Source organism: Dickeya sp. ws52, from assembly GCF_007210685.1.
GTDB classification, from domain to species: domain Bacteria; phylum Pseudomonadota; class Gammaproteobacteria; order Enterobacterales; family Enterobacteriaceae; genus Dickeya; species Dickeya chrysanthemi.
In genome coordinates, this window is the sequence record NZ_SZVX01000005.1 from 218,736 (window position 1) to 238,522 (window position 19,787).

Annotated in this window: 18 protein-coding genes, 2 tRNA genes and 2 pseudogenes; 9 read left to right on the forward strand and 13 right to left on the reverse strand. The window is 51.8% G+C overall.

What is annotated here, in order from left to right; genetic code table 11:
* The first annotated feature begins 10 nt into the window (after positions 1-10).
* The 3 genes from FDP13_RS06870 to FDP13_RS06880 all read left to right on the forward strand — a co-directional run bounded on the left by FDP13_RS06870 (position 11) and on the right by FDP13_RS06880 (position 4,431).
* The gene (locus FDP13_RS06870) at positions 11-1,408 is read left to right on the forward strand and encodes a glycoside hydrolase family 1 protein (protein WP_143839084.1); all 1,398 of its coding nucleotides are present in this window, start codon (positions 11-13) and stop codon (positions 1,406-1,408) included.
* 181 nt (positions 1,409-1,589) lie between these two features.
* Positions 1,590-3,188: a carbohydrate porin gene (locus FDP13_RS06875; protein WP_143839085.1), complete on the forward strand. Its 1,599-nt coding sequence runs from the start codon at positions 1,590-1,592 to the stop codon at positions 3,186-3,188.
* A gap of 58 nt (positions 3,189-3,246) precedes the next feature.
* The gene (locus tag FDP13_RS06880) at positions 3,247-4,431 is read left to right on the forward strand and encodes an esterase family protein (protein WP_143839086.1); all 1,185 of its coding nucleotides are present in this window, start codon (positions 3,247-3,249) and stop codon (positions 4,429-4,431) included.
* 407 nt (positions 4,432-4,838) lie between these two features.
* On the opposite strand, the pseudogene FDP13_RS06885 reads toward FDP13_RS06880, so the two are convergent.
* The 3 genes and pseudogenes from FDP13_RS06885 to FDP13_RS06895 all read right to left on the reverse strand — a co-directional run.
* Positions 4,839-5,012, reverse strand: a pseudogene (locus FDP13_RS06885) (DUF3577 domain-containing protein); the annotation flags it as partial.
* A gap of 304 nt (positions 5,013-5,316) precedes the next feature.
* On the reverse strand, positions 5,317-5,772 hold the full coding sequence (locus FDP13_RS06890) for a nuclear transport factor 2 family protein (protein WP_012769432.1): 456 nt from the start codon (positions 5,770-5,772) through the stop codon (positions 5,317-5,319).
* Positions 5,773-5,813: 41 nt separating this feature from the next.
* On the reverse strand, positions 5,814-6,656 hold the full coding sequence (locus FDP13_RS06895) for an NmrA family NAD(P)-binding protein (protein WP_143839087.1): 843 nt from the start codon (positions 6,654-6,656) through the stop codon (positions 5,814-5,816).
* Positions 6,657-6,758: 102 nt separating this feature from the next.
* On the opposite strand from FDP13_RS06895, the gene FDP13_RS06900 reads away from it, so the two are divergent.
* Entirely contained in the window at positions 6,759-7,682 is a 924-nt protein-coding gene (locus FDP13_RS06900; RefSeq protein ID WP_012769434.1) for an AraC family transcriptional regulator, read from the forward strand.
* A 254-nt stretch (positions 7,683-7,936) separates the two neighbouring features.
* On the opposite strand, the pseudogene FDP13_RS21775 reads toward FDP13_RS06900, so the two are convergent.
* The 4 genes and pseudogenes from FDP13_RS21775 to FDP13_RS06915 form a co-directional block, all read right to left on the reverse strand.
* Positions 7,937-8,131: pseudogene (locus FDP13_RS21775) on the reverse strand (transposase); the annotation flags it as partial.
* A 305-nt stretch (positions 8,132-8,436) separates the two neighbouring features.
* Positions 8,437-8,513: transfer RNA gene (locus FDP13_RS06905), tRNA-Val, on the reverse strand.
* A gap of 32 nt (positions 8,514-8,545) precedes the next feature.
* Positions 8,546-8,622: transfer RNA gene (locus FDP13_RS06910), tRNA-Val, on the reverse strand.
* Between the two features lie 162 nt (positions 8,623-8,784).
* Positions 8,785-10,158, reverse strand: a complete 1,374-nt coding sequence (locus tag FDP13_RS06915; protein WP_012769435.1) for an MATE family efflux transporter — start codon at positions 10,156-10,158, stop codon at positions 8,785-8,787.
* A gap of 388 nt (positions 10,159-10,546) precedes the next feature.
* Here FDP13_RS06915 and FDP13_RS06920 point away from each other — a divergent pair, with 388 nt between their 5' ends.
* Positions 10,547-11,200, forward strand: a complete 654-nt coding sequence (locus FDP13_RS06920; RefSeq protein ID WP_012769436.1) for a riboflavin synthase — start codon at positions 10,547-10,549, stop codon at positions 11,198-11,200.
* 96 nt (positions 11,201-11,296) lie between these two features.
* Here FDP13_RS06920 and cfa read toward each other — a convergent pair whose 3' ends face one another.
* On the reverse strand, positions 11,297-12,448 hold the full coding sequence (gene cfa / locus FDP13_RS06925; RefSeq protein ID WP_143839088.1) for a cyclopropane fatty acyl phospholipid synthase: 1,152 nt from the start codon (positions 12,446-12,448) through the stop codon (positions 11,297-11,299).
* 419 nt (positions 12,449-12,867) lie between these two features.
* Entirely contained in the window at positions 12,868-13,893 is a 1,026-nt protein-coding gene (purR, locus tag FDP13_RS06930; protein ID WP_012769438.1) for an HTH-type transcriptional repressor PurR, read from the reverse strand.
* A 385-nt stretch (positions 13,894-14,278) separates the two neighbouring features.
* On the opposite strand from purR, the gene FDP13_RS06935 reads away from it, so the two are divergent.
* Positions 14,279-14,368: a YnhF family membrane protein gene (locus tag FDP13_RS06935; protein WP_167315911.1), complete on the forward strand. Its 90-nt coding sequence runs from the start codon at positions 14,279-14,281 to the stop codon at positions 14,366-14,368.
* Between the two features lie 132 nt (positions 14,369-14,500).
* On the opposite strand, the gene FDP13_RS06940 is transcribed toward FDP13_RS06935, so the two are convergent.
* Entirely contained in the window at positions 14,501-15,475 is a 975-nt protein-coding gene (locus FDP13_RS06940; RefSeq protein ID WP_033577352.1) for a C40 family peptidase, read from the reverse strand.
* 330 nt (positions 15,476-15,805) lie between these two features.
* On the opposite strand from FDP13_RS06940, the gene FDP13_RS06945 reads away from it, so the two are divergent.
* The gene (locus FDP13_RS06945) at positions 15,806-16,156 is read left to right on the forward strand and encodes a Grx4 family monothiol glutaredoxin (protein ID WP_012769441.1); all 351 of its coding nucleotides are present in this window, start codon (positions 15,806-15,808) and stop codon (positions 16,154-16,156) included.
* Between the two features lie 101 nt (positions 16,157-16,257).
* On the opposite strand, the gene rnt is transcribed toward FDP13_RS06945, so the two are convergent.
* Positions 16,258-16,938 carry a ribonuclease T gene (gene rnt / locus FDP13_RS06950; protein WP_012769442.1) on the reverse strand — a complete coding sequence of 227 codons (681 nt, stop codon included), beginning with the start codon at positions 16,936-16,938 and terminating at the stop codon, positions 16,258-16,260.
* Positions 16,939-17,069: 131 nt separating this feature from the next.
* Positions 17,070-17,477 carry a lactoylglutathione lyase gene (gene gloA / locus FDP13_RS06955; protein WP_012769443.1) on the reverse strand — a complete coding sequence of 136 codons (408 nt, stop codon included), beginning with the start codon at positions 17,475-17,477 and terminating at the stop codon, positions 17,070-17,072.
* 264 nt (positions 17,478-17,741) lie between these two features.
* On the opposite strand from gloA, the gene FDP13_RS06960 reads away from it, so the two are divergent.
* Positions 17,742-17,981, forward strand: coding sequence for a DUF1289 domain-containing protein (locus tag FDP13_RS06960; RefSeq protein WP_027711779.1), 240 nt, complete (start codon positions 17,742-17,744; stop codon positions 17,979-17,981).
* Between the two features lie 173 nt (positions 17,982-18,154).
* Entirely contained in the window at positions 18,155-18,592 is a 438-nt protein-coding gene (slyA, locus tag FDP13_RS06965; protein ID WP_012769444.1) for a transcriptional regulator SlyA, read from the forward strand.
* 424 nt (positions 18,593-19,016) lie between these two features.
* Here the strand turns inward: slyA and FDP13_RS06970 are convergent, their stop codons facing one another.
* Complete coding sequence (locus FDP13_RS06970; RefSeq protein ID WP_012769445.1) at positions 19,017-19,484, reverse strand: glycine zipper 2TM domain-containing protein; 468 nt, start codon at positions 19,482-19,484, stop codon at positions 19,017-19,019.
* Between the last annotated feature and the right edge of the window lie 303 nt (positions 19,485-19,787).

Sequence of the window (19,787 nt, forward strand, 5' to 3'; positions counted from 1 at the left end):
GAGATCAGTGATGAGTAATCCTTTCCCGGCGCATTTTTTATGGGGCGGCGCGATTGCCGCCAATCAGGTAGAAGGCGCCTATCTGACGGATGGAAAAGGACTTTCCACATCGGATTTGCAGCCTCAGGGGATTTTTGGCCGCATTGTGGAGCGGACCCCCGGCGACAGCGGAATCAAAGATGTGGCTATCGATTTTTATCACCGCTACCCGCAGGATATCGCATTGTTTGCGGAAATGGGGTTTACCTGTCTGCGCGTCTCCATCGCCTGGACACGCATTTTCCCTCAGGGGGATGAGGCGGAGCCGAACGAAGCCGGGTTGGCATTTTATGATCGGCTGTTTGATGAGCTGGCGAAATACGGCATTCAGCCACTGGTGACGTTATCGCACTATGAAATGCCGTATGGACTGGTAAAAAAACACGGTGGCTGGGGTAATCGACTGACCATCGATTGCTTTGAACGTTATGCCCGCACGGTGTTTACGCGCTACCGTCATAAGGTCAAACGTTGGCTGACGTTCAACGAAATTAATATGTCCTTACATGCGCCGTTCACCGGCGTCGGCTTACCGCCGGACAGCGACAAGGCAGCGGTTTATCAGGCTATCCACCACCAATTGGTGGCGAGCGCCAGAGCGGTGAAAGCCTGCCATGAGATTATTCCGGACGCACAAATCGGCAATATGCTGTTGGGGGCGATGCTTTATCCGCTGACCAGTAAACCGGAAGATGTGATGGAAAGCCTGCATCAAAATCGCGAGTGGTTATTCTTCGGCGATGTGCAGGTACGTGGTGCCTACCCAGGTTATATGCATCGTTATTTCCGTGAACAGGGGATTACGCTGAATATCACGGAACAGGACAAGCAGGATTTGACCGCCACCGTTGATTTTATTTCTTTTAGTTATTATATGACCGGCTGTGTCAGCACCGATGAGACACAACATGAAAAAACGCGCGGCAATATTTTGAATATGGTGCCGAACCCCTATCTGGCAAGCTCGGAGTGGGGATGGCAAATTGATCCTTTGGGATTGCGCTATTTATTGAATTTCCTCTACGACCGTTATCAAAAACCACTCTTTATCGTTGAGAATGGTTTGGGGGCGAAGGATAAGATCGAAGCAAATGGTGAAATCCACGATGACTATCGTATCCGTTATTTAAATGACCATCTGGTACAGGTCAGCGAAGCTATTGCGGATGGTGTTGACGTGTTGGGGTATACCTGTTGGGGGCCGATTGACCTGGTCAGCGCCTCGAAAGCGGAAATGTCCAAACGCTATGGTTTTATTTATGTCGACCGTGATGATGCCGGCCAGGGAACGCTGGAGCGGCGGCGTAAAAAGAGCTTCTATTGGTATCAGTCGGTTATTGCCAGCCGAGGAAAAACGTTGACGCGGTGATATACCAAAAATAATTCGAGTTGCAGGAAAGCCGATACACCTGCAACTCGAAGTATAACGGATATAAATATATTAGGAATCAACTTGCGGATAATTTATCCGCAAGTTGTTATCGCTCGCCATTATTGGCCTGCGTGAGTTGTTTTTTTCTTTATCCGATTATTCAGCGGGGAACATAAAAATGAAAATGAAGAATAGTTATTGGGTGATAGCCAGCCTGCTTTATCCTATGCCATTTATTTCCACTGCCGCACCGCTGTCTATAGAGCAACGGCTGGCTGCATTGGAAAAAGACTTGCAGGAAACGAAACAGGAATTAAAACGTTATAAAGATCAGGAAAGAAAAAATAAAACGATTACGTTGGTACGAGAGAATTCCGCTTCCCGTGAGAGTCATGACAATAACGTTGGCATTGGAACAAAAACTGTTATGTCGCTCGCAGATAATCCGGCCAAGGCTGACGTAACATCGGCGGACCGGCGTGCTTCCATGACGTTGCATGAACTCAGCCAGTATGTGAAAGAGGATATCGGTTTTACCTATTCCGGTTATTTCCGCTCCGGCTGGGCCACCGGTTCGCAGGGTTCGCCCAAGTCCTGGGCCATCGGTTCACTGGGGCGGTTTGGTAATGAGCATACCAGCTGGTATGACTTAATTCTCAAACAACGGGTATTCAGTAAAGACGGTAAATCCGCCTATGGAGTGATAAAACTGGATGGCAACGTGGGCCAGTCTTATTCCGGCGGTTGGTTTGGCGAAGATAACAGCAATGAAAACAAGCTGCAGTTCTCCGATATTTACCTCACCACCAAAGGGTTCTTGCCGTTTGCGCCGGAGGCGGATTTTTGGGTCGGCAAACATGCGTTACCGGTGTATGAAATTCAGATGCTGGACTGGAAGAGCAATAAAACCGATTCTTCCGCCGGCGTGGGGGTGGAAAACATTAAGGCGGGCGTCGGGTCTATCGATGTCGCGCTAACGCGTGAAGATATCGATGTGTATAACCGTAACCTGACCCAGTTCCAGCAAATGAATACCAACGCGGTGGAAGCGCGCTATAAAGGCATTCCATTATGGGACGGCGCCAGTTTAATGGTGCTGGGAAAATATGCCATGGCGAATAAAAACGATACCCAGAAAAACAATGAAGCCAACAACAACTATTTTCCGATGAAGGATTCATGGTTGGGCGGTGTGGTACTGCGTCAGGCACTGCCAAATAATGGTTTTAATGAGTTCACTGCGCAACTGGCGAATAACTCGATTGCCAGCAGCCTGGCGCGTTATGCCGGGTCCAGCCCGTTTGTGGCGGTCAACGGCAAATATTACGGCGACCATAGCGGAGGCACCGCATTACGTTTGATTTCGCAAGGGGAGATGTACCTGCGTCCGGATGTGATCATGGCTAACGCGCTGGTGTATACCCGCGGGCAGGATGTTTACAGCTACGACACCGGCGCGCATACCGATTTTGACAGTATACGCGCAGTGGTTCGGCCGGCTTATATTTGGAGCAATTACAACCAGACGGGCGTTGAGCTGGGTTATTTCAGCCAGACCAATAAAAATCAGGCCGGCAGGTATTTCACGGAATCCGGCTATAAAACCACGCTGTTCCACACTATCAAGGTGGATACCAGCATGTTGGCTTCACGCCCGGAAATCCGCTTTTACGGCACCTACATTCGGGTGCTGGATAACGAACTGGACCAGTTCACCTTTGCCGATAGCAAGAAGGATCAATTTACCGCCGGTGTTCAGGCTGAGGTGTGGTGGTGATGTCACTATCCCCCGGTCTGCCCGTTTTTACCCTGCATGAATAAAAAAGAGGCCGATAATGAAAACCAGGAAAACCTGTTTGTATCTGTTGCTCTCTGCGTTGAGCGTATCCACGCCACTGGCGGCGCTGGCCGCGTCAGGTGCGCTCCCGACGCTGCCGCGTACCGATGTGGCGACCCGGCACTATCTGTCGCAGGTCAATGCCGATAACAGCATTACTTTCCGGCTGTTTGCGCCGGAGGCGAAAGCGGTAAGCGTGGTGACCGGCGCGACGCCGGAAACCTGGGTAGCGCATCCGATGACGAAAAATGATCTGGGCGTCTGGTCGTGGCGCAGTGAGCCGCAGCGCCCTAATCTGTATGAATACTTCTTTAATGTGGATGGTTTTCGCAGCATCGATACCGGCTCAGCCTTGCCCAAACCGCAGCGTCAGGTCAACACCAGCATGATTCTGGTGCCGGGCAGCCTACTGGATATCCGGGCGGTGCCACATGGTGAGTTGCGTACCGTTACCTATCATTCGGCGTCGTTGAAAGCGGAACGGCAGATCTCTGTCTGGACGCCGCCGGGTTATACCGATACCGGCAAACCGCTGCCGGTGCTGTATTTCTATCACGGATTTGGTGATGCCGGTGATTCTGCCGTCGCGCAGGGTCGGATTCCGCAAATCATGGATAACTTGCTGGCGGAGAAAAAGATTGCGCCGATGCTGGTGGTCATTCCGGATACCGAAACCGATATCGCCGAGGCGGTTCCGGAGGATTTCCCGCCGAAAGATCGACGCAAAACGTTCTACCCGCGGAACGCAGCGGCGGCTGATCGTGAGTTAATCCATGACATTATTCCGCTAGTCAGTGAGCGGTTTAACGTGCGCCGCGATGCAGACGGCCGGGCGCTGGCCGGGCTGTCGCAAGGCGGTTATCAGGCGCTGGTGTCCGGCATGAGCCATCTGGATCATTTTGGCTGGTTGGCAACCTTCAGCGGCGTAACCACTGAAACGGTGCCGAACGTTCAGGTCACCGCGCAACTGGGCAATGCCGCCGGCATCAATCGGCAATTGCGCAATTTCACGGTGGCGGTGGGTGAGAAGGATACCGTAACCGGTAAGGATATTGCCGGCTTGAAAGCGCAACTGGAACAGAACGGCGTGAAATTCGATTACCGGCAATATCCCGGTTTAGGGCATGAAATGGATGTCTGGCGTCCGGCGTATATCGAATTTGTACAGAAGATCTTTAAATAACCGCAGCACAGGTCGGGTATGGAAACGGGCAGGATTGGCTGCCCGTTTCACTGACTGGGTTGCATCAGCGCCAGCAAATTCGCGGCGATATTCCACTGCTGAGCCAACATTTCATCAGGCCGTTTTTCGCAGAGAACCAAACAGAACCCGTATTTTGGGAGCGTGTGTTTTTGCGTCAGTTAATCACCGGCCAGCGCTCAACACACCGCAAACTAAGGATAAAAAACAGGTCTGGACGCGATAAGTGAAGAACTATTGCTCTTCGTGTCAGGGAATTTGCTGTAGCAAAAATATCAGATTGGAAGATGTCTGGTTAACAGAATAATAGTGACTTGCATGGTCGTATTTACCAGCGTTTTATTTACTGGCGGTCATGCGCCACACTTTTATTCGCTTGAAATAAGCATGTACCGGTATTCCGGTTCTTCAACAGGCCCGGCCAGCGCGCCGATGGTGCAAGCCAGGAACGGCTGAGCACGGCGGCCACCACGCACGGGAACTTCCCGCACACGCTGTAGACGATCATAACCTTCGGTGTGCAGATCGAAATCGGCTTTTTCGCCTGAAGTAGAATGAACCATGGTGACATCTCCATTAAAAAATGAAGCGGAGACACACCAGGCCCGATTGCGGGGGTGGGTAACCCCGCGATGGGGTGATAAGGCAGAGGTATCCACTACCGGTATAAGCCGGCGGTCGTTCGCGTCAGGATGCTGCGCGAACTGGCTCGGCCATGCGGTTTTCGCCGCACCGCAACTTGCAGCCGAGGTTGCGTGGCATGTCGCTGACAACGTCAGCAAAACATGCAGACAGATTGCCTGTGCCCTCAATGCAAGTGTGACGAGAAGTGTGAACTGAAGCCGTTCCCTATTTTCGAGGTGCCATTTACTCAGGAAAAGGCTGTCGCGGTACAAACGCGGACTTGACGACGTTCAACGCCTTCCAGGCTGCATGGGAGTCCATGTAGTCTCTCCAATGCGTGATCTTTCGGTTTTCAATTTTGATAATGGAGCAAAACCGATTGTTGTATTTCACACCTGTCGCAAGAATCGTCCCATGGACTTCGTATTCGATAACACAGCCGTCGTCCGTCTTGTGAGTGATTAACTTGTCGGCGGACTGAAGCGCGATGTTGTCGACATAGTTCCCAAACGCTGCCATCAGGTCGGTTCGCCCTTGGATGACGCGGGGCCAGCCCAAGTCGTAGAGAACCTCGTAGATGGTGTCGTCGGTGACGATGTCAAAGAAATGCTCACCATCAACAAGGTCGCCCAGGGCGCCCCGGACCAGGTCGAAGTAAGGTTTGGCGGGTAGGAAGGTTGAATACTGCTGATTTGACATTTATGTTCTCCTTGGCTTGGTTTCTTCTTAAGGCGAGACTTTCATTGACGCCAGGCGGCAGAGGTCTTTGCAGCGAACTCCGCGAAGCTGATTGGTGCCTTGCCAGTCACCGTAAGAACATCATTGTTGGGTCGAGAGCCTCGTCCGCTTGCGATCGTCTCAGTCAAGAGACGAAGCACCTCGCCATATTCAGCAGGTACGCCGGCCTGGATCATGGCGTCGATCCAGGTGTTGCGATCGATATCGCAGTATGAAATCTTGCGACCGACTGCATTCGAGATGTGTGCAGCAACGTCTTCAAATGTCAGCGCTTCGGGGCCGGTGGGTGAATAGGCGCGGCCAGCGTGCCGCTCAGGATCGCTTAGCGTCGCCGCCGCGACGGATGCGATGTCCTCTGCGTTAACAAAGGCTTCGGCCCCCATCGCACCGGGCACCACGATTTCATCGTTCGCGGGTTTGACGAACGTCTCGCTGAAGTTCTGCATGAACCAAGCGGGACGCACGATGGAATGGGAGAGTAAAGGGCGAGACGCCAGATCCAACTCCACTGCGCGCAGCGCGACTTCAGCGGGTGCGTGCTCCATGCCGTAGGCGCTGAGGTAGGTAACATGACGAACGCCGGCGCGCTCTGCCTCGTCGAGAAACTTGGCAACGATGTCGGCAAAGTCGACGCGCATTACAGGTGAAACGAGATAGACGCGAGAGACCTTGAGCAGAGCGCTTGCAAAGGTCGAGGGGTCATTCCAGTCGAACCGCACATCCGCACCGCTGCGAGCCGCAGTGCGGATGGCTATTCCTTGATTGAGGAGATTCTGGGCGACTCGGGACCCGGTCTTGCCTGTTGCTCCGAGTACAAGGGTGCGGTTGTCGGTAACGTCGTTCATGGTGCGGCTCCTGGTTGATTGGTTAGAGATGTAACTTTATGCGCAGTTAGTGAGAGCATCAATAATCAATTCGCTCAATAAATTGCGTGATACGCTTAATCTATGGATATATTGCAAGAGCATTTGGTGCGCGCTCGCGCCTCTGGCGGCGTGTTTGCGAGGTCTATCGCTATCGCGCCTTGGGGGCTTCGTCTACCCGGCACGATTCAGCTTGCCGTGCACGCTATGATTCAGGGGCGGGCTTGGCTGTGGCTGGACGGCGGAGACGACCCCATCGAACTCAGGCCAGGAGATTTGGCGCTGGTTCGCGGTGGGCCAGACCACTTCGTTGCCCACGAGCCAGGGGCGTGCTGTGTCGTGCCGGAGGTTTTCCGGACAGAGCACGCCGCTGATGGAGCCGAGCACGATCCGCGTGCGGCGGTGTTCCTCTGCGGGGCTTATCGCTTTGCCGGAGATATCGGTGCGGGATTGGTCAATGGACTGCCGCCAGTATTCCTGATTCCATCGCGCATGGACAATCCAGTTCATGGTGTGGTTGAGCTACTGTCGAGAGAACTCTCTCAGGCTGAGCCAGGTCGCCAAACTGTGCTTGACCGGCTGCTGGATGTTCTCGTTGTGCTTGGGCTTCGCAGCGGATTGGCATCGAGCGTGAATGCACCCGCATGGGTCCGCGGTGCGACAGACGCGCGTCTGTCGCTAGCGCTTCAGGCCATGCACGGCGACACGAGTAAGTCGTGGACCGTGGATGAACTGGCAAGGATGAGCAACATGTCTCGCGCCACGTTTGCTCGCGTGTTTCAGGAGGTTCTTGGCAACACGCCAATGCGATATCTCACCGACTGGCGGATGACTGTTGCACGCGATCTTTTGCGAACGCAGGACATTCCGCTGATAGAAGTGGCAGAGCGGGTTGGGTATTCGTCTCTGTATGCTTTTGTCACGGCGTTCCGCCGGCATCATGGGCAGCCTCCAGGAAAGTGGCGTCAGAGTGGAAAAGATTTGCCCGAAGCCACGCTGGCTCACTAGTGAGGCTAGTCGAACCCGTGGGCCGAGTTTCGGATTTCACTGTGGACGACATTGAAAGTCCCGAGAGTGTCGGCGCGCTGCACCACCGGGCTTTCGGGCTGTGCCCGTGCCGTCCACGCCATTCGCTTCAATTTCTCACGCCTGCGTGCTGGCGCTTGCCTCCAGGGGAAAGCCCCACGAGCGATACCCGTCGCGCGCAACGTAATGAACCCGGGTTTCGGTGATTTTATGGATACGCAGGCGAGCCAGTATTAGCTCTTTTTGGCGAGGATACCCTGCAACATAGCCTTATCGAGACTCAGATCGGCAACCCGTTTTTTTAGCCGCAGATTTTCTTCTTTCAACTGTCGCATATGCTTGAGTTATAAAGGTGAAATCCTGCCTTATTTCTTATGCCACGTATAAAAAGTAGCGTCGGAAATCCTTAACTTGCGGCACCGGAGTACCAGCTCAGCCTACCTCAAGGCAAAAACAATCTGCTCTTCGGTGAATAGCGATTTTTTCATCGGCACAACCTCCGTTCAGGGGAGCGTTATCATGCCGGAATTCTGGTTCTGAGTAGATCAGGATGTTCGGGCTGGGCAAAACAACACTCTGGACGCGAATTCACCCGCATTCAAGATGGACTTAAACGTGGACTTAAAATCGCCGGATTTGAGTGGGTTTCGATAGAGTTCACTGGAACGGAAGAAGATAAAAACCCTCTTCTTTTCAAGCCACTACAGGAATAGATGGGCGTCTATAGAACATGATATGGTGCGACCGAGTGGACTCGAACCACCGACCCCCACCATGTCAAGGTGGTGCTCTAACCAACTGAGCTACGGTCGCAATATGTGCGTTGATGCTGATGCGCTGAAGAATGGTGCGTTCAATTGGACTCGAACCAACGACCCCCACCATGTCAAGGTGGTGCTCTAACCAACTGAGCTATGAACGCATTGTTTCTATCAGCTGCCGTCAGGGGTGACAGCGGGGACGAATATTAATGATCTGGATGGCTGCTGGCAAGGGGAAAAATGCAAAATTCCTGCTATATCACACTGATTGACGAGCTTGTAGACAGAGCGCCGCTTTTTTCGGCGCTCTGTGCATTCTGTCATTAGCGTGCGGCTCGTGCCAGAATCCGGGCGGGCGATTGGCGCTGTACCCAACGGATCCGCAATACCATCATTGTGGCGGAAGAGGTCAGGCCGATAATGAATCCCCACCAAAACCCCGCAGGCCCCATGCGTGGTATCAGTATGTCGGTGAGCGCCAGCGCGTAACCGCTGGGCAATCCGAGCAGCCAATAAGCGATGAAGGTAATAAAGAAGATGGCGCGGGTGTCCTTATAGCCACGCAATACGCCGCTGCCGATGGTTTGCACTGCATCGGAAATTTGATAAACCGCCGCCAATAGCATCAGGTGTGACGCCATCGCCACCACATCCGGATTCTTGTTATATAGCATGGCGATAGGTTCACGCAGCGTGATGGTAAATATGGCTGTGCATATCGCCAGCAACACGCCGGTCGCGATGCTGGTACGGGCTGCGACCCGGGCAGCGTCTGCCGAACCTTCTCCCAGTCGGTGGCCGACGCGAATAGTCGCGGCAACGCCAACAGAGAGCGGCAGGACAAACATCAGCGAACTGAAGTTGAGGGCGATTTGATGGCCCGCGACATTCACGACGCCGAGCGGCAACACCAGCAACGCGACAATGGCGAATAACGTCACTTCAAATAGCAGCGCCAGTGCGACAGGCAATCCCAGGCTGGATAAACGCTTGAGTACAGCCCAGTCCGGTTGCAACCGGGTTTGGTGCTGGCGAATATCTTTTAACCAGTAGGCGCGGCGGGAATAAGCCGCCATCATCAGCATCATTATCCAGTACACGGAGGCCGTGGCTACCCCGCAGCCAACACCGCCCAATTCCGGCATACCCAGCTTACCGTGGATAAAAATGTAGTTGATGGGAATATTGATCAACAGGCCGATAAATCCAATCACCATACCGGGCTGTGTTTTGGACAAACCTTCGCATTGGCTGCGTAGTACCTGATAAAACAGATAACCGGGTGCCCCCCACAGCAAGGCGTGCAGATATTTTATCGCTTTTTCAGCCAGTTCCGGCGCGCCGTCATTCATCAGGTTGATGGCATATTTTCCCTGATAGAGCACCACCATCGTCAGGAGAGAAATGGCGCAGGCCAATAAGAACGCCTGCTGAGTTTGATGCGCGATGCGGTCCCGGCGTCCGGAACCGTTGAGGTTCGCCACCACCGGCGTCAGCGCCATCAGTAAACCGTGGCCGAACAGGATGACCGGTAGCCAGATAGAGGTGCCGACCGCTACGGCTGCCATATCGGTAGCGCTGTAGGAACCCGCCATAATGGTATCTACCACACCCATCGAGGTTTGCGAAACTTGAGCGATGATGACTGGAATAGCCAGCGCCAGCAACTGGCGGGCCTCTGATAAGTACTTCTGCACGAAAACACCTTCCTAAAGCAGGATGGAGAGAGATCTCTAATTGAGGAGAGAAAGACAATCACCCTTTATTTATACCCGTTATAGCTCCTGTTGCAGGTGTGCTGGTTGTATTAACCGGCTCATAAATGGGCCTCGTGCCTTCTGGGCGGCGTTGGCCTGCAACACGAATTATTTTGGGTACATGCGAAAAAAGATGAAGTATTGTAACGATTTGCCGACAGTAAACCAATCATTGACTGTTCGGGAATGGATCCTGTTTGGTTTTCATGACGATATGGTGCAAACTGTCTCACATGAGTGAAAGGGCACTATTGCGTGTCAGCCGTTGCGCCTACTGTTATGGTGGCGCGTTCACGCCTATTACTAATCTGGAGGCAAGATCAACACCATGTTTACCGGTATTGTTCAGGGCACGGCGACCGTCGTGTCTGTTGATGAAAAACCCAATTTCCGCACTCATGTCGTTCAACTGCCCCCCGAACTGTTGCCGGGGCTGGAAACAGGCGCATCCGTAGCACACAATGGTTGTTGTCTGACCGTCACGGCTATCGACGGCGATCGGGTCAGTTTTGACTTGATCAAAGAAACGCTGCGGTTGACCAACCTGGGGGAAATTCACGTCGGCGATCGGGTCAATGTGGAACGCGCGGCTAAATATGGCGATGAAATCGGCGGGCATGTGATGTCCGGCCATATTATGTGTACGGCGGAGATAGTAAAAATTCTGACGTCGGAAAATAATCATCAGATCTGGTTCCGGCTGTCTGATGAGTCGCAAATGAAGTATGTGCTGCACAAAGGATTTATCGGTATCGACGGTATCAGTTTGACGGTGGGGGAAGTTACCCGCAGTCGTTTTTGCGTGCATTTGATTCCGGAAACGCTTCAACGCACAACGCTCGGCCAGAAGCGTTTGGGCGACCGCATCAACATCGAAATCGACCCGCAAACGCAGGCTATCATCGACACGGTTGAACGTGTCATGGCGCGTCATGCTCAACAACAAGAGCAGGCTGCCGCCCCGGCTGCACAAGGTGAGTAAGGCGTTGCTGCACCCGCATTCTCATCGCTAAGTGAAAACCGGCAGGCCGGCTGCCGGTTTTTGGCAATCGAAAAAGCGACGACTGACGTACCGATGTTATCTCGGCACGCGCAAACCGCCTTCCACTCCCCCAACGCTGAATAATACCTGCCAGAGCTGGATACTACGCGCACGAAATGCGCCGGCACAAGCGCTGAGGTAGTAGTTGAACATCCGCTGGAAACGGGTCGGGTAGCGTGCCGCCAGCTCCGGCCGGTGCTGTTGGAAACGCTCATGCCAGGCCATCAGCGTGCGATCATAATCTGCGCCGAAATTGTGCCAGTCTTCCATCACCAGATACGGCTCGCTATGTTGGGCGATATGTTGCACCGACGGCAAACATCCATTGGGGAAGATGTATTTATTAATCCAGGCGTCAACCTTGAGGCTGGTCTCGTTCGCCCCGATGGTATGCAACAAGAACAGGCCGGCCGGTTTGAGGTTTTTTCTCACTACCCGAAAATAGGTGTCGTAATTTTTAGGGCCGACATGCTCGAACATGCCGACGGAAACAATGCGATCAAACTGTTGATTCAGGTCGCGATAGTCCTGTAGCAGGATGTTAACATCCAGATGTCGGCAGCGCTGCTGCGCCAGCTTTTGCTGTTCGCGAGAGATGGTGACGCCGGTGACGCTGACGCCATAGTGATGTGCGGCGAATTCCGCCAGCCCACCCCAGCCGCAACCGATATCCAGCAATGTCATGCCGCGACGCAATTGCAGTTTTTCGCAGATTAAGCGCAGCTTGTCCTGTTGCGCCTGTTCCAGCGTTTCAGCCTGTTTCCAGTAACCGCAGGAGTATTGCATATAAGGGTCGAGCATCAGGGTGAAAAGATCATTACCGAGGTCGTAATGCTCCTTGCCTACGATCCAGGCCCGACGGCGGGATTGCAGATTGCTCAGGCGAGCCATCAGAATTCGTAAAGTATCGCGCCAGCGGTGGGGCAGTTGGCTGTTCAGTCCCGCGCGTATCGCTCGATGGAAGAACATGTCCAGCCGCTCACACTCCCACCAGCCATCCATGTAGCTTTCGCCCAGACCTAACGAGCCTTCGCGCAGTATGCGTTTGTACATATCGGGATTTTTTACCTGAATGTCAAACGGGCGTGAGCCGTTAATGGCGATGTCGGCGGTCGACAGCATTTCATTAACTATTTGGAACCAGGGATGATGCGGGGTACCCAGTTCCTCTACATAAGATGAACTCATAACTTCTCCCTACCTTGTCAGATAAATGTGTTTACAAGGAATAAACCAGACAAATATCACGCTGGAGGGTGTTCAACGAACCCCATCCATTGTCTATCCCTGAGAGTCTCAGAGGAAAATAAGAGAAAAGCCGGTACGAAAGGTATCTACCCCGTTCGTGATAAACGGTACGGCCATCATTGCCAGGGTAGAAAAAGTAAGGCGATGCACTCTGTCGAAAAACATCGTCTGATCATAGTTATTGTCGTCAGCGATAGTGACAAGTGTATGACTGCTTTAACCCGCCGACAAGATTCAGCGGGCTAAAGTAGCACGGAGAAACAATACGTCATGTATTCATCACATGCATTATCGCTATATGCGGTGCGACATCACGCCTGAGGGCAAGGGCGCGCAGCGATAACGAAATCGTCTGGATGTTAACGACGATAATCGAGATATGGGCCGTCGGCAACGGAGCGACGCTCGATCAGGGTAGGGTGTACTTCAATCGTTTGTGCTTCCTCGCGTTTGCTGGTAATGCGGTCCAGCAACATGGAAAATGCCGCTTGCCCCAGACGTTCTTTCGGTTGATGAATGGTGGTGAGCGCTGGAGTAAAATAGCGGGAGTGACGCACATTATCGTAACCGATCACTGAAATATCCTGCGGTACGCGTAGCCCAAGTTCGTCGGCCGCGCAGATGGCGCCCATCGCCATGATGTCACCGCCACAGAATACCGCCGTCGGCCGCTGTTTTTGGGCCAGAATTTGATGCATGGCTTTATAGCCGGACTCCGGCTCAAAATCCCCCTGAACCACCCACTCTTCGCGCAGGGAAATGTCGGCTTCCTTTAGCGCTTTCAAGAACCCCAGGTAACGTCCGCTACCGGTATTGCGCCCCTGCGAGCCGGGAATGGCGCCGATATCCCGATGACCGCGTTCAATCAGGTAACGTCCGGCCATGTATCCGCCGGCAAAGGCGTTATCAACGATAGTATCGGTAAAATCGTTGTGTGCTTCGCCCCAGTCCATCACCACCATCGGGATATGACGATAATCCGCCAGCATGGATAGCAATTCGGGTGGGTACTCGGCACACATCACCAGCAGGCCGTCGACACGCTTTTGCGCCAGCATGGACAAGTAGGCGCGTTGTTTATCCTGATTGTTATGAGAGTTACACAGGATTAGCGTGTAACCCCTGGCGTAGCAGCTGTTTTCCACCGCTTCGATAATTTCGGCGAAATAGGGCGCTTCGCTGGAGGTCGCCAGCAGGCCGATGGATTTCGTGTGGTTGACCTTCAGGCTGCGAGCGACTGCACTCGGGGAATAATGCAATTCATCGATGGCTGCGCGTACCGCAGCCTTGGTCTCTTCGGCGACGAAACGTGTTTTATTGATCACGTGTGATACGGTTGTGGTTGAAACGCCTGCGCGTTTTGCCACATCTTTGATCGTTGCCATCTAAAGCGACTCCTGAACTCATCTGTGACAGTAACGTGTCTGTTACAGCAGTAAAATAGGGTGTTAATCGTTTGCCTGCGTGAATTCATCTCCTGCCGGACAACAAGGCAACATTTCAGGAGGAGATATGCCGAGGTGTGTAGCTTGAAGGGAGGGCTGACGCTTCGACCAACGCAGTGTATACAGCAAACTGCGAATTCTGGCCGATTTAGAGCAAAAGTGGAAGAGGCAATTCGTGTTACTCTGTGATGCACAAACCGGTTTTTTGATATCGGCTGGGTAATAATAAACCTATACTTTATGTGTTTCCTCTCGTCTGCCGAGAGAGATTTTATTCATACACAACGGGATGACGGTGATCATCAGTCACATACAGGAGAATATTATGGATACGAATCTGAAAATGTCGCTGTTCAGTACGGTGGTTGCCCTGGTGGTGATCATTGTCTTCAGCTTCACAGCGGTATTGAACTGATAGCAGATCGCCGGCGGCGTAATGTCCGGGTTTCGACAGCCTGAGGCAACATAGCGGTGAAAACAGAAAGGGGCGCTAAGCCCCTTTTGTCGTATTACGTCGAGTGTCGTATTACTTCGAGCCGCGTAGCGCCTAACGAATGGTTTTCGGCGTCACCACGCGGCGAGCGCCGACGTAATGATCCTGCCAGTAATCTTCACTCAGTTTACTGATCTTGATATCAGCGCCGGTACGTGGCGACTGAATGAATCGGCCGTTGCCCAGGTAGACGCCCACATGATCGGCGGCCCCACGGTTGGTGATACGAAAGAAGACCAGGTCGCCGCTTTCCAGTTCGCTTTTCTTAATTGGCGCCGCGTCACGCAAATGGAACATTTCATTGGCTGTGCGTGGAATCGGAATTTTCACCACATCTTTATAGGCGTAATACACCAGTCCGCTGCAATCAAAACCCGAATACGGTGTGGAACCGCCCCAATGATAAGGCTTGCCGATTTGGCTCATCAGCTTATTCATCGCGGTTAACTTGGCATGTTGATAACGTTTTTGGTGCGCGGCGCTGATAGTCAGCGCAGCCTTGTCTTGTTTACCTTTTTTATTTTTACCGTGCGATGAGACCGGGGCGATATCTTCTTCGGCGATGACCGCTTTGCCTTTTTTGGATGTGTGTTTGGCTATCACCGATTCATGCGCATTACGGTTATTTCTGGCCGTAGCAGGCGGCTCTTTTTTCGTCGTTTTGCTGGCTGCCGCTTTAGTCGGCGGGCTTTTTTCCTGCTTCTGCGGTTTACCGGTAGCGTGGGTTGAAGCCGCTGCCGTCACCGATTTTTTATCACCAGATTTGGCGCTTTTATCATGAGCGGATGATGTCTTTTTCGCCGGCGCGTTTTTGGTCGTCTTTTCAGGTTTTTTGTCATGCGAGGGCGCCGTGCCTTTTTTATTGGCATTTTTGGCGACCTTATTTTTTTTGGACTCATCAAGCGCTTTGTTTGCCGTTTCTACACCCGATTTACGCGGCAACGCGGACGCGCCATGCGGATTAGCCAGCGCCAGATTCGCAAACAAATTACTGAAAAATAATAAAAAGAGCGTAATAAATAAACGCATAATAATTCTGACCGAATGTTGTCCTCAATCGTTCAATCTTTACAGTATTCCCGAAAATGACCTGATAAAAAAGCGGGAGATAGACTTATGTTACTACAAAATAGTGAGAAAACGTTAACAACGGTGTTTGCTGCTTAATTATCAGTCAATTTGGGCTGCCTTATGCTGATATATCGTCGACCGGATAAAACCTTACAAAAGATAGCGTTTTTTTGTGGCCGTCGCTATCGTTAGAATATAAAACAACAGAAGCGGTATGGCATGGTCTGCCGCGAGTCACATGAACAGCCGTTGATGGGCTGATCATCACGCGCTTGAGGAAGCAATAGAATGACGACAACGACACTTGAAAAGATTCAGCGCCAGATCGCTGAAAACCCGATTCTGCTGTACATGAAAGGTTCTCCCAAACTGCCGAGCTGTGGTTTTTCTGCCCAGGCGGTTCAGGCGTTGTCGGCGTGCGGCGAACGTTTTGCCTATGTGGATATCTTGCAGAACCCGGATATTCGCGCCGAATTGCCTAAATATGCCAACTGGCCGACATTCCCGCAATTGTGGGTCGATGGTGAGTTGGTGGGGGGATGTGACATCGTGATTGAGATGTATCAGCGCGGTGAACTGCAACAACTGATTAAAGAAACGGCGGATAAGTACCGTTCACAGCAGCCGGAACAGCAGTAATTCTTCTGTATCAGGCAGCCATGTGCTGCCTGATATCACCGCTATCACCCCGCGATTATTGTGCTTTGTGGTTCAGCGAATACATGACGTGTTCGTGCACGTTACTCGTCGTCGTCGGTCAGCGATGCTTCGGTATTCGTATCAATGCCAGAGGCGAGCGGCCAGCCGCCCATACGCTTCCAACGATTAACCAGTTCACAAAATAGTTGCGCCGTTCGTTCGGTGTCATAGAGTGCTGAATGAGCCTGACTGGCATCGAAGGGAATATCTGCTGCGATACACGCTTTAGCCAGCACGGTCTGCCCCAGTACTAATCCGCTTAGCGCCGCCGTATCAAAAGTGGCGAAAGGATGGAACGGATTGCGCTTCAGGCCGCAGCGCTCTGCCGCCGCCATCAGGAAACTATGATCGAAGGTGGCGTTGTGCGCCACGATGATAGCGCGATTGCAGTCCTGTTCCTTGATGCCCTTGCGTACCGACTTGAAGATTTCATGCAGCGCTTCATATTCACTCACTGCGCCGCGTAGCGGATTGGTCGGGTCGATGCCGTTGAAGGCAAGCGCTTCGGGCCGCAAAATAGCGCCTTCAAAAGGTTCGATGTGAAAATGTAAGGTGGCGTCCGGCTGTAACCAACCGCTTTCATCCATTTTCAGCGTTACGGCTGCAATTTCCAGCAGCGCATCGGTTTTTGCGTTGAACCCAGCGGTCTCTACATCAATAACAACAGGGTAAAAGCCCCGAAAACGCGCATTCAGCGCGTTCAGGTTATTTTTTTCAGCCATTCGTTTCTTATTTCTTCAGCAACATGCAATGTCGCATTATGGCAAATTATGTCGGGGGATGCAGCAAACCCGATATGACGACGGAGCACGCGTTCCCCCGGGAAGACCCACGTCTAAACAGACGAAACGGATCAGTGACCTAAACCTTGACCCGCTTGTGAACGTTCAATCAGTTCAATCTTGTAACCATCGGGGTCTTCAACAAAGGCAATCACCGTGGTGCCGCCTTTGACCGGGCCGGCTTCACGCGTGACTTTGCCGCCAGCCTGACGGATACGCTCGCAAGCGCCGGCGACATCATCGACGCCGAGCGCGATGTGGCCAAAGGCCGTCCCCATCTCATAGCTGTCTACATCCCAGTTGTAGGTCAGTTCGATCACTGCGCCTTCGCTTTCCTCGGTGTAGCCGACAAATGCCAGGGAATACTTATATTCGGGATTATCGCTGGTCCGTAACAGACGCATACCCAGTACCTTGGTATAAAAGTCGATAGCACGTTGTAAGTTGCCGACACGTAGCATGGTGTGAAGTAAACGCATAATGACCCCTATTTTGATCAGTGGGTTAACCGCCTGGCCGATACCGGTTGTGTTCCGCTACCGCCTGAAACAATAGGGCCTGAGTATAGCGTCGTTGTCAGGGGGAGTTCAAACCTGTGGGGAGATGTGTTGATTTTATGCGCGTTTGCTGAAAAATAGGCATGATAAACGATAATATGGCGGTTAATTGTGCATTAACGCTACGTAATGCTTGCCAGTAGCGACGATCAAGGCTTCAATAAAGGCGCCAGATGAGGAGGTCTTGTGGCTGAGCAGCTCGAGCTTTTTCCCGTACCCAATCCATGCCGCGGTATCTGCCAGGCGGATGACCGAGGTTTTTGTCGCGGCTGTTTTCGAAGTCGCAATGAACGTTTTAATTGGGGAAAAATGAGCGATGCACAAAAACAGGATGTGCTGCGGTTATGCCGTCAAAGGATGAAACGCTCGCAACGAAGTGAAAAAAATTCTGCTCCCTCAGAACCTGAACAGCCAGCCTTGTTTTAATCGACGTGGTGATATTTAATGACATAAATTAAGTTCAAGATCATTTTTAATTAATTATTATTTGCTAGAATAGATTGATAACAATAAGACATTTTTTATAAAACTTTCGTTTTAAATCAGAGTTGATTGCAATCCAGGGAAGTTGCTTAGTATGCTAACTATAAGGAGAAGTGATGGAATTGCCGTTAGGTTCTGATTTAGCCCGGTTGGTTCGTGTATGGCGTGCTTTGATTGATCATCGATTGAAGCCGCTAGAGCTCACTCAGACACACTGGGTCACATTGCATAATATTCACCAACTGCCTCCGGGGCAGTCCCAAATTCAGCTTGCCAAAGCGATAGGAATAGAACAGCCTTCGCTGGTGCGTACATTAGATCAACTGGAAGACAAGGGGTTAATTACCCGACACATTTGCGCCCATGATCGTCGTGCCAAGCGAATCTTGTTAACAGATATGGCGGATCCTATCATTCAGGCCGTTAATGATGTTATTGATCAGACACGCTGTGAAATATTAAATGGCATTACCCCTGAGGAAGTGGATGAGTTAGCCACTATTATCTCTCGACTGGAAAAAAACATATTGGCATTACACGAGAGCCAGTCTTAATTAATAGAAAGTAAATTTCCTGGTAATCGAATTCGAACTTCAGGAAATATATACCCAAAATAATTCGAATTGTAGGATAAAACGCTTGCGTGTTGAGCAATGCGTTAGCTCTTCAGGGTTAATGCGTTAGCTCTTCAGGGTTAAGGTGTGTTATCGGCCTTTAACGCGGCAATCGAATGAATTTCAAGATGCTTACGCTCGGTAAGCGACTGAGATAATGTACAACGCGGTGGGAGCAGTGTTGTATCGATGTGTCACAGCCCTGAAGGGAGCAAGCCCAAGGATGAGCAGAGCAATACGGCAATGATCCTGCAATTCGAAGCATGGCGTATTAGAGTATGAATGACGATGTAGCTGAATGCTCGCGCCGAATAGATGACATAAAAAAATCACCACCCATTGGGTGGTGATTGATAATTGAATATTAACGAGGAGATACAGTGATGGCGCGGCCATTGCTGGCCATCGCTACACGTTGACCTGCGTGGAATTTAGTATCGCCTTGTTTTTGTACCACCATGATAGTGCTGCCGTCGTCTTTACGGATTTCCAGCTCAACACCCTGAACGCGGTTAACCGCACCTTCAATACTGTTGCCGGCAACGCCGCCCGCCACTGCGCCGGCTGCGGTTGCCAGATTGCGGCCAGTACCGCGACCGACGGTGTTACCCACCAATCCCCCCAGTACGGCGCCACCGATAGTGCCGATGACATTATTTTCTTCTCCTGCCTGGATTTGCACCGGGCGAGTGGAGACGACGGTACCATAAGTTACGGTTTGAACTTGCTTGGCCTCGGATGCACTGTAAACGTCTCCTGACAGGGTGCTGGTATTGGCGCAACCAGCCAGTGTGATACCGGCTAAAGTGATCACGAGAAAACGTTTCATCATAGAAAGACTCCTGTTATAGCTGTGTCTGTGTCGGGGGCGCAGCCTAAGCCGACGAATTATCTCTTGTCGCACTATGGCGTGGTCTAACGCACCATTCTACTGTTTCGATTGACGTTAAGGATAGAATAGCGCGACTAAATTGATAATAAACGCGTTATAAAGTTCCTTGTGAATGTATTTTTTCTGAAAAAACCGGTGAATGCGATGGGGTACTTGTACTGGCACCCGACTGACAAAAAAGACAAAATTGAACCCGATACACCGTTGACCAACGAGATGCGCCTGGCGGATGAGGTCATGGCG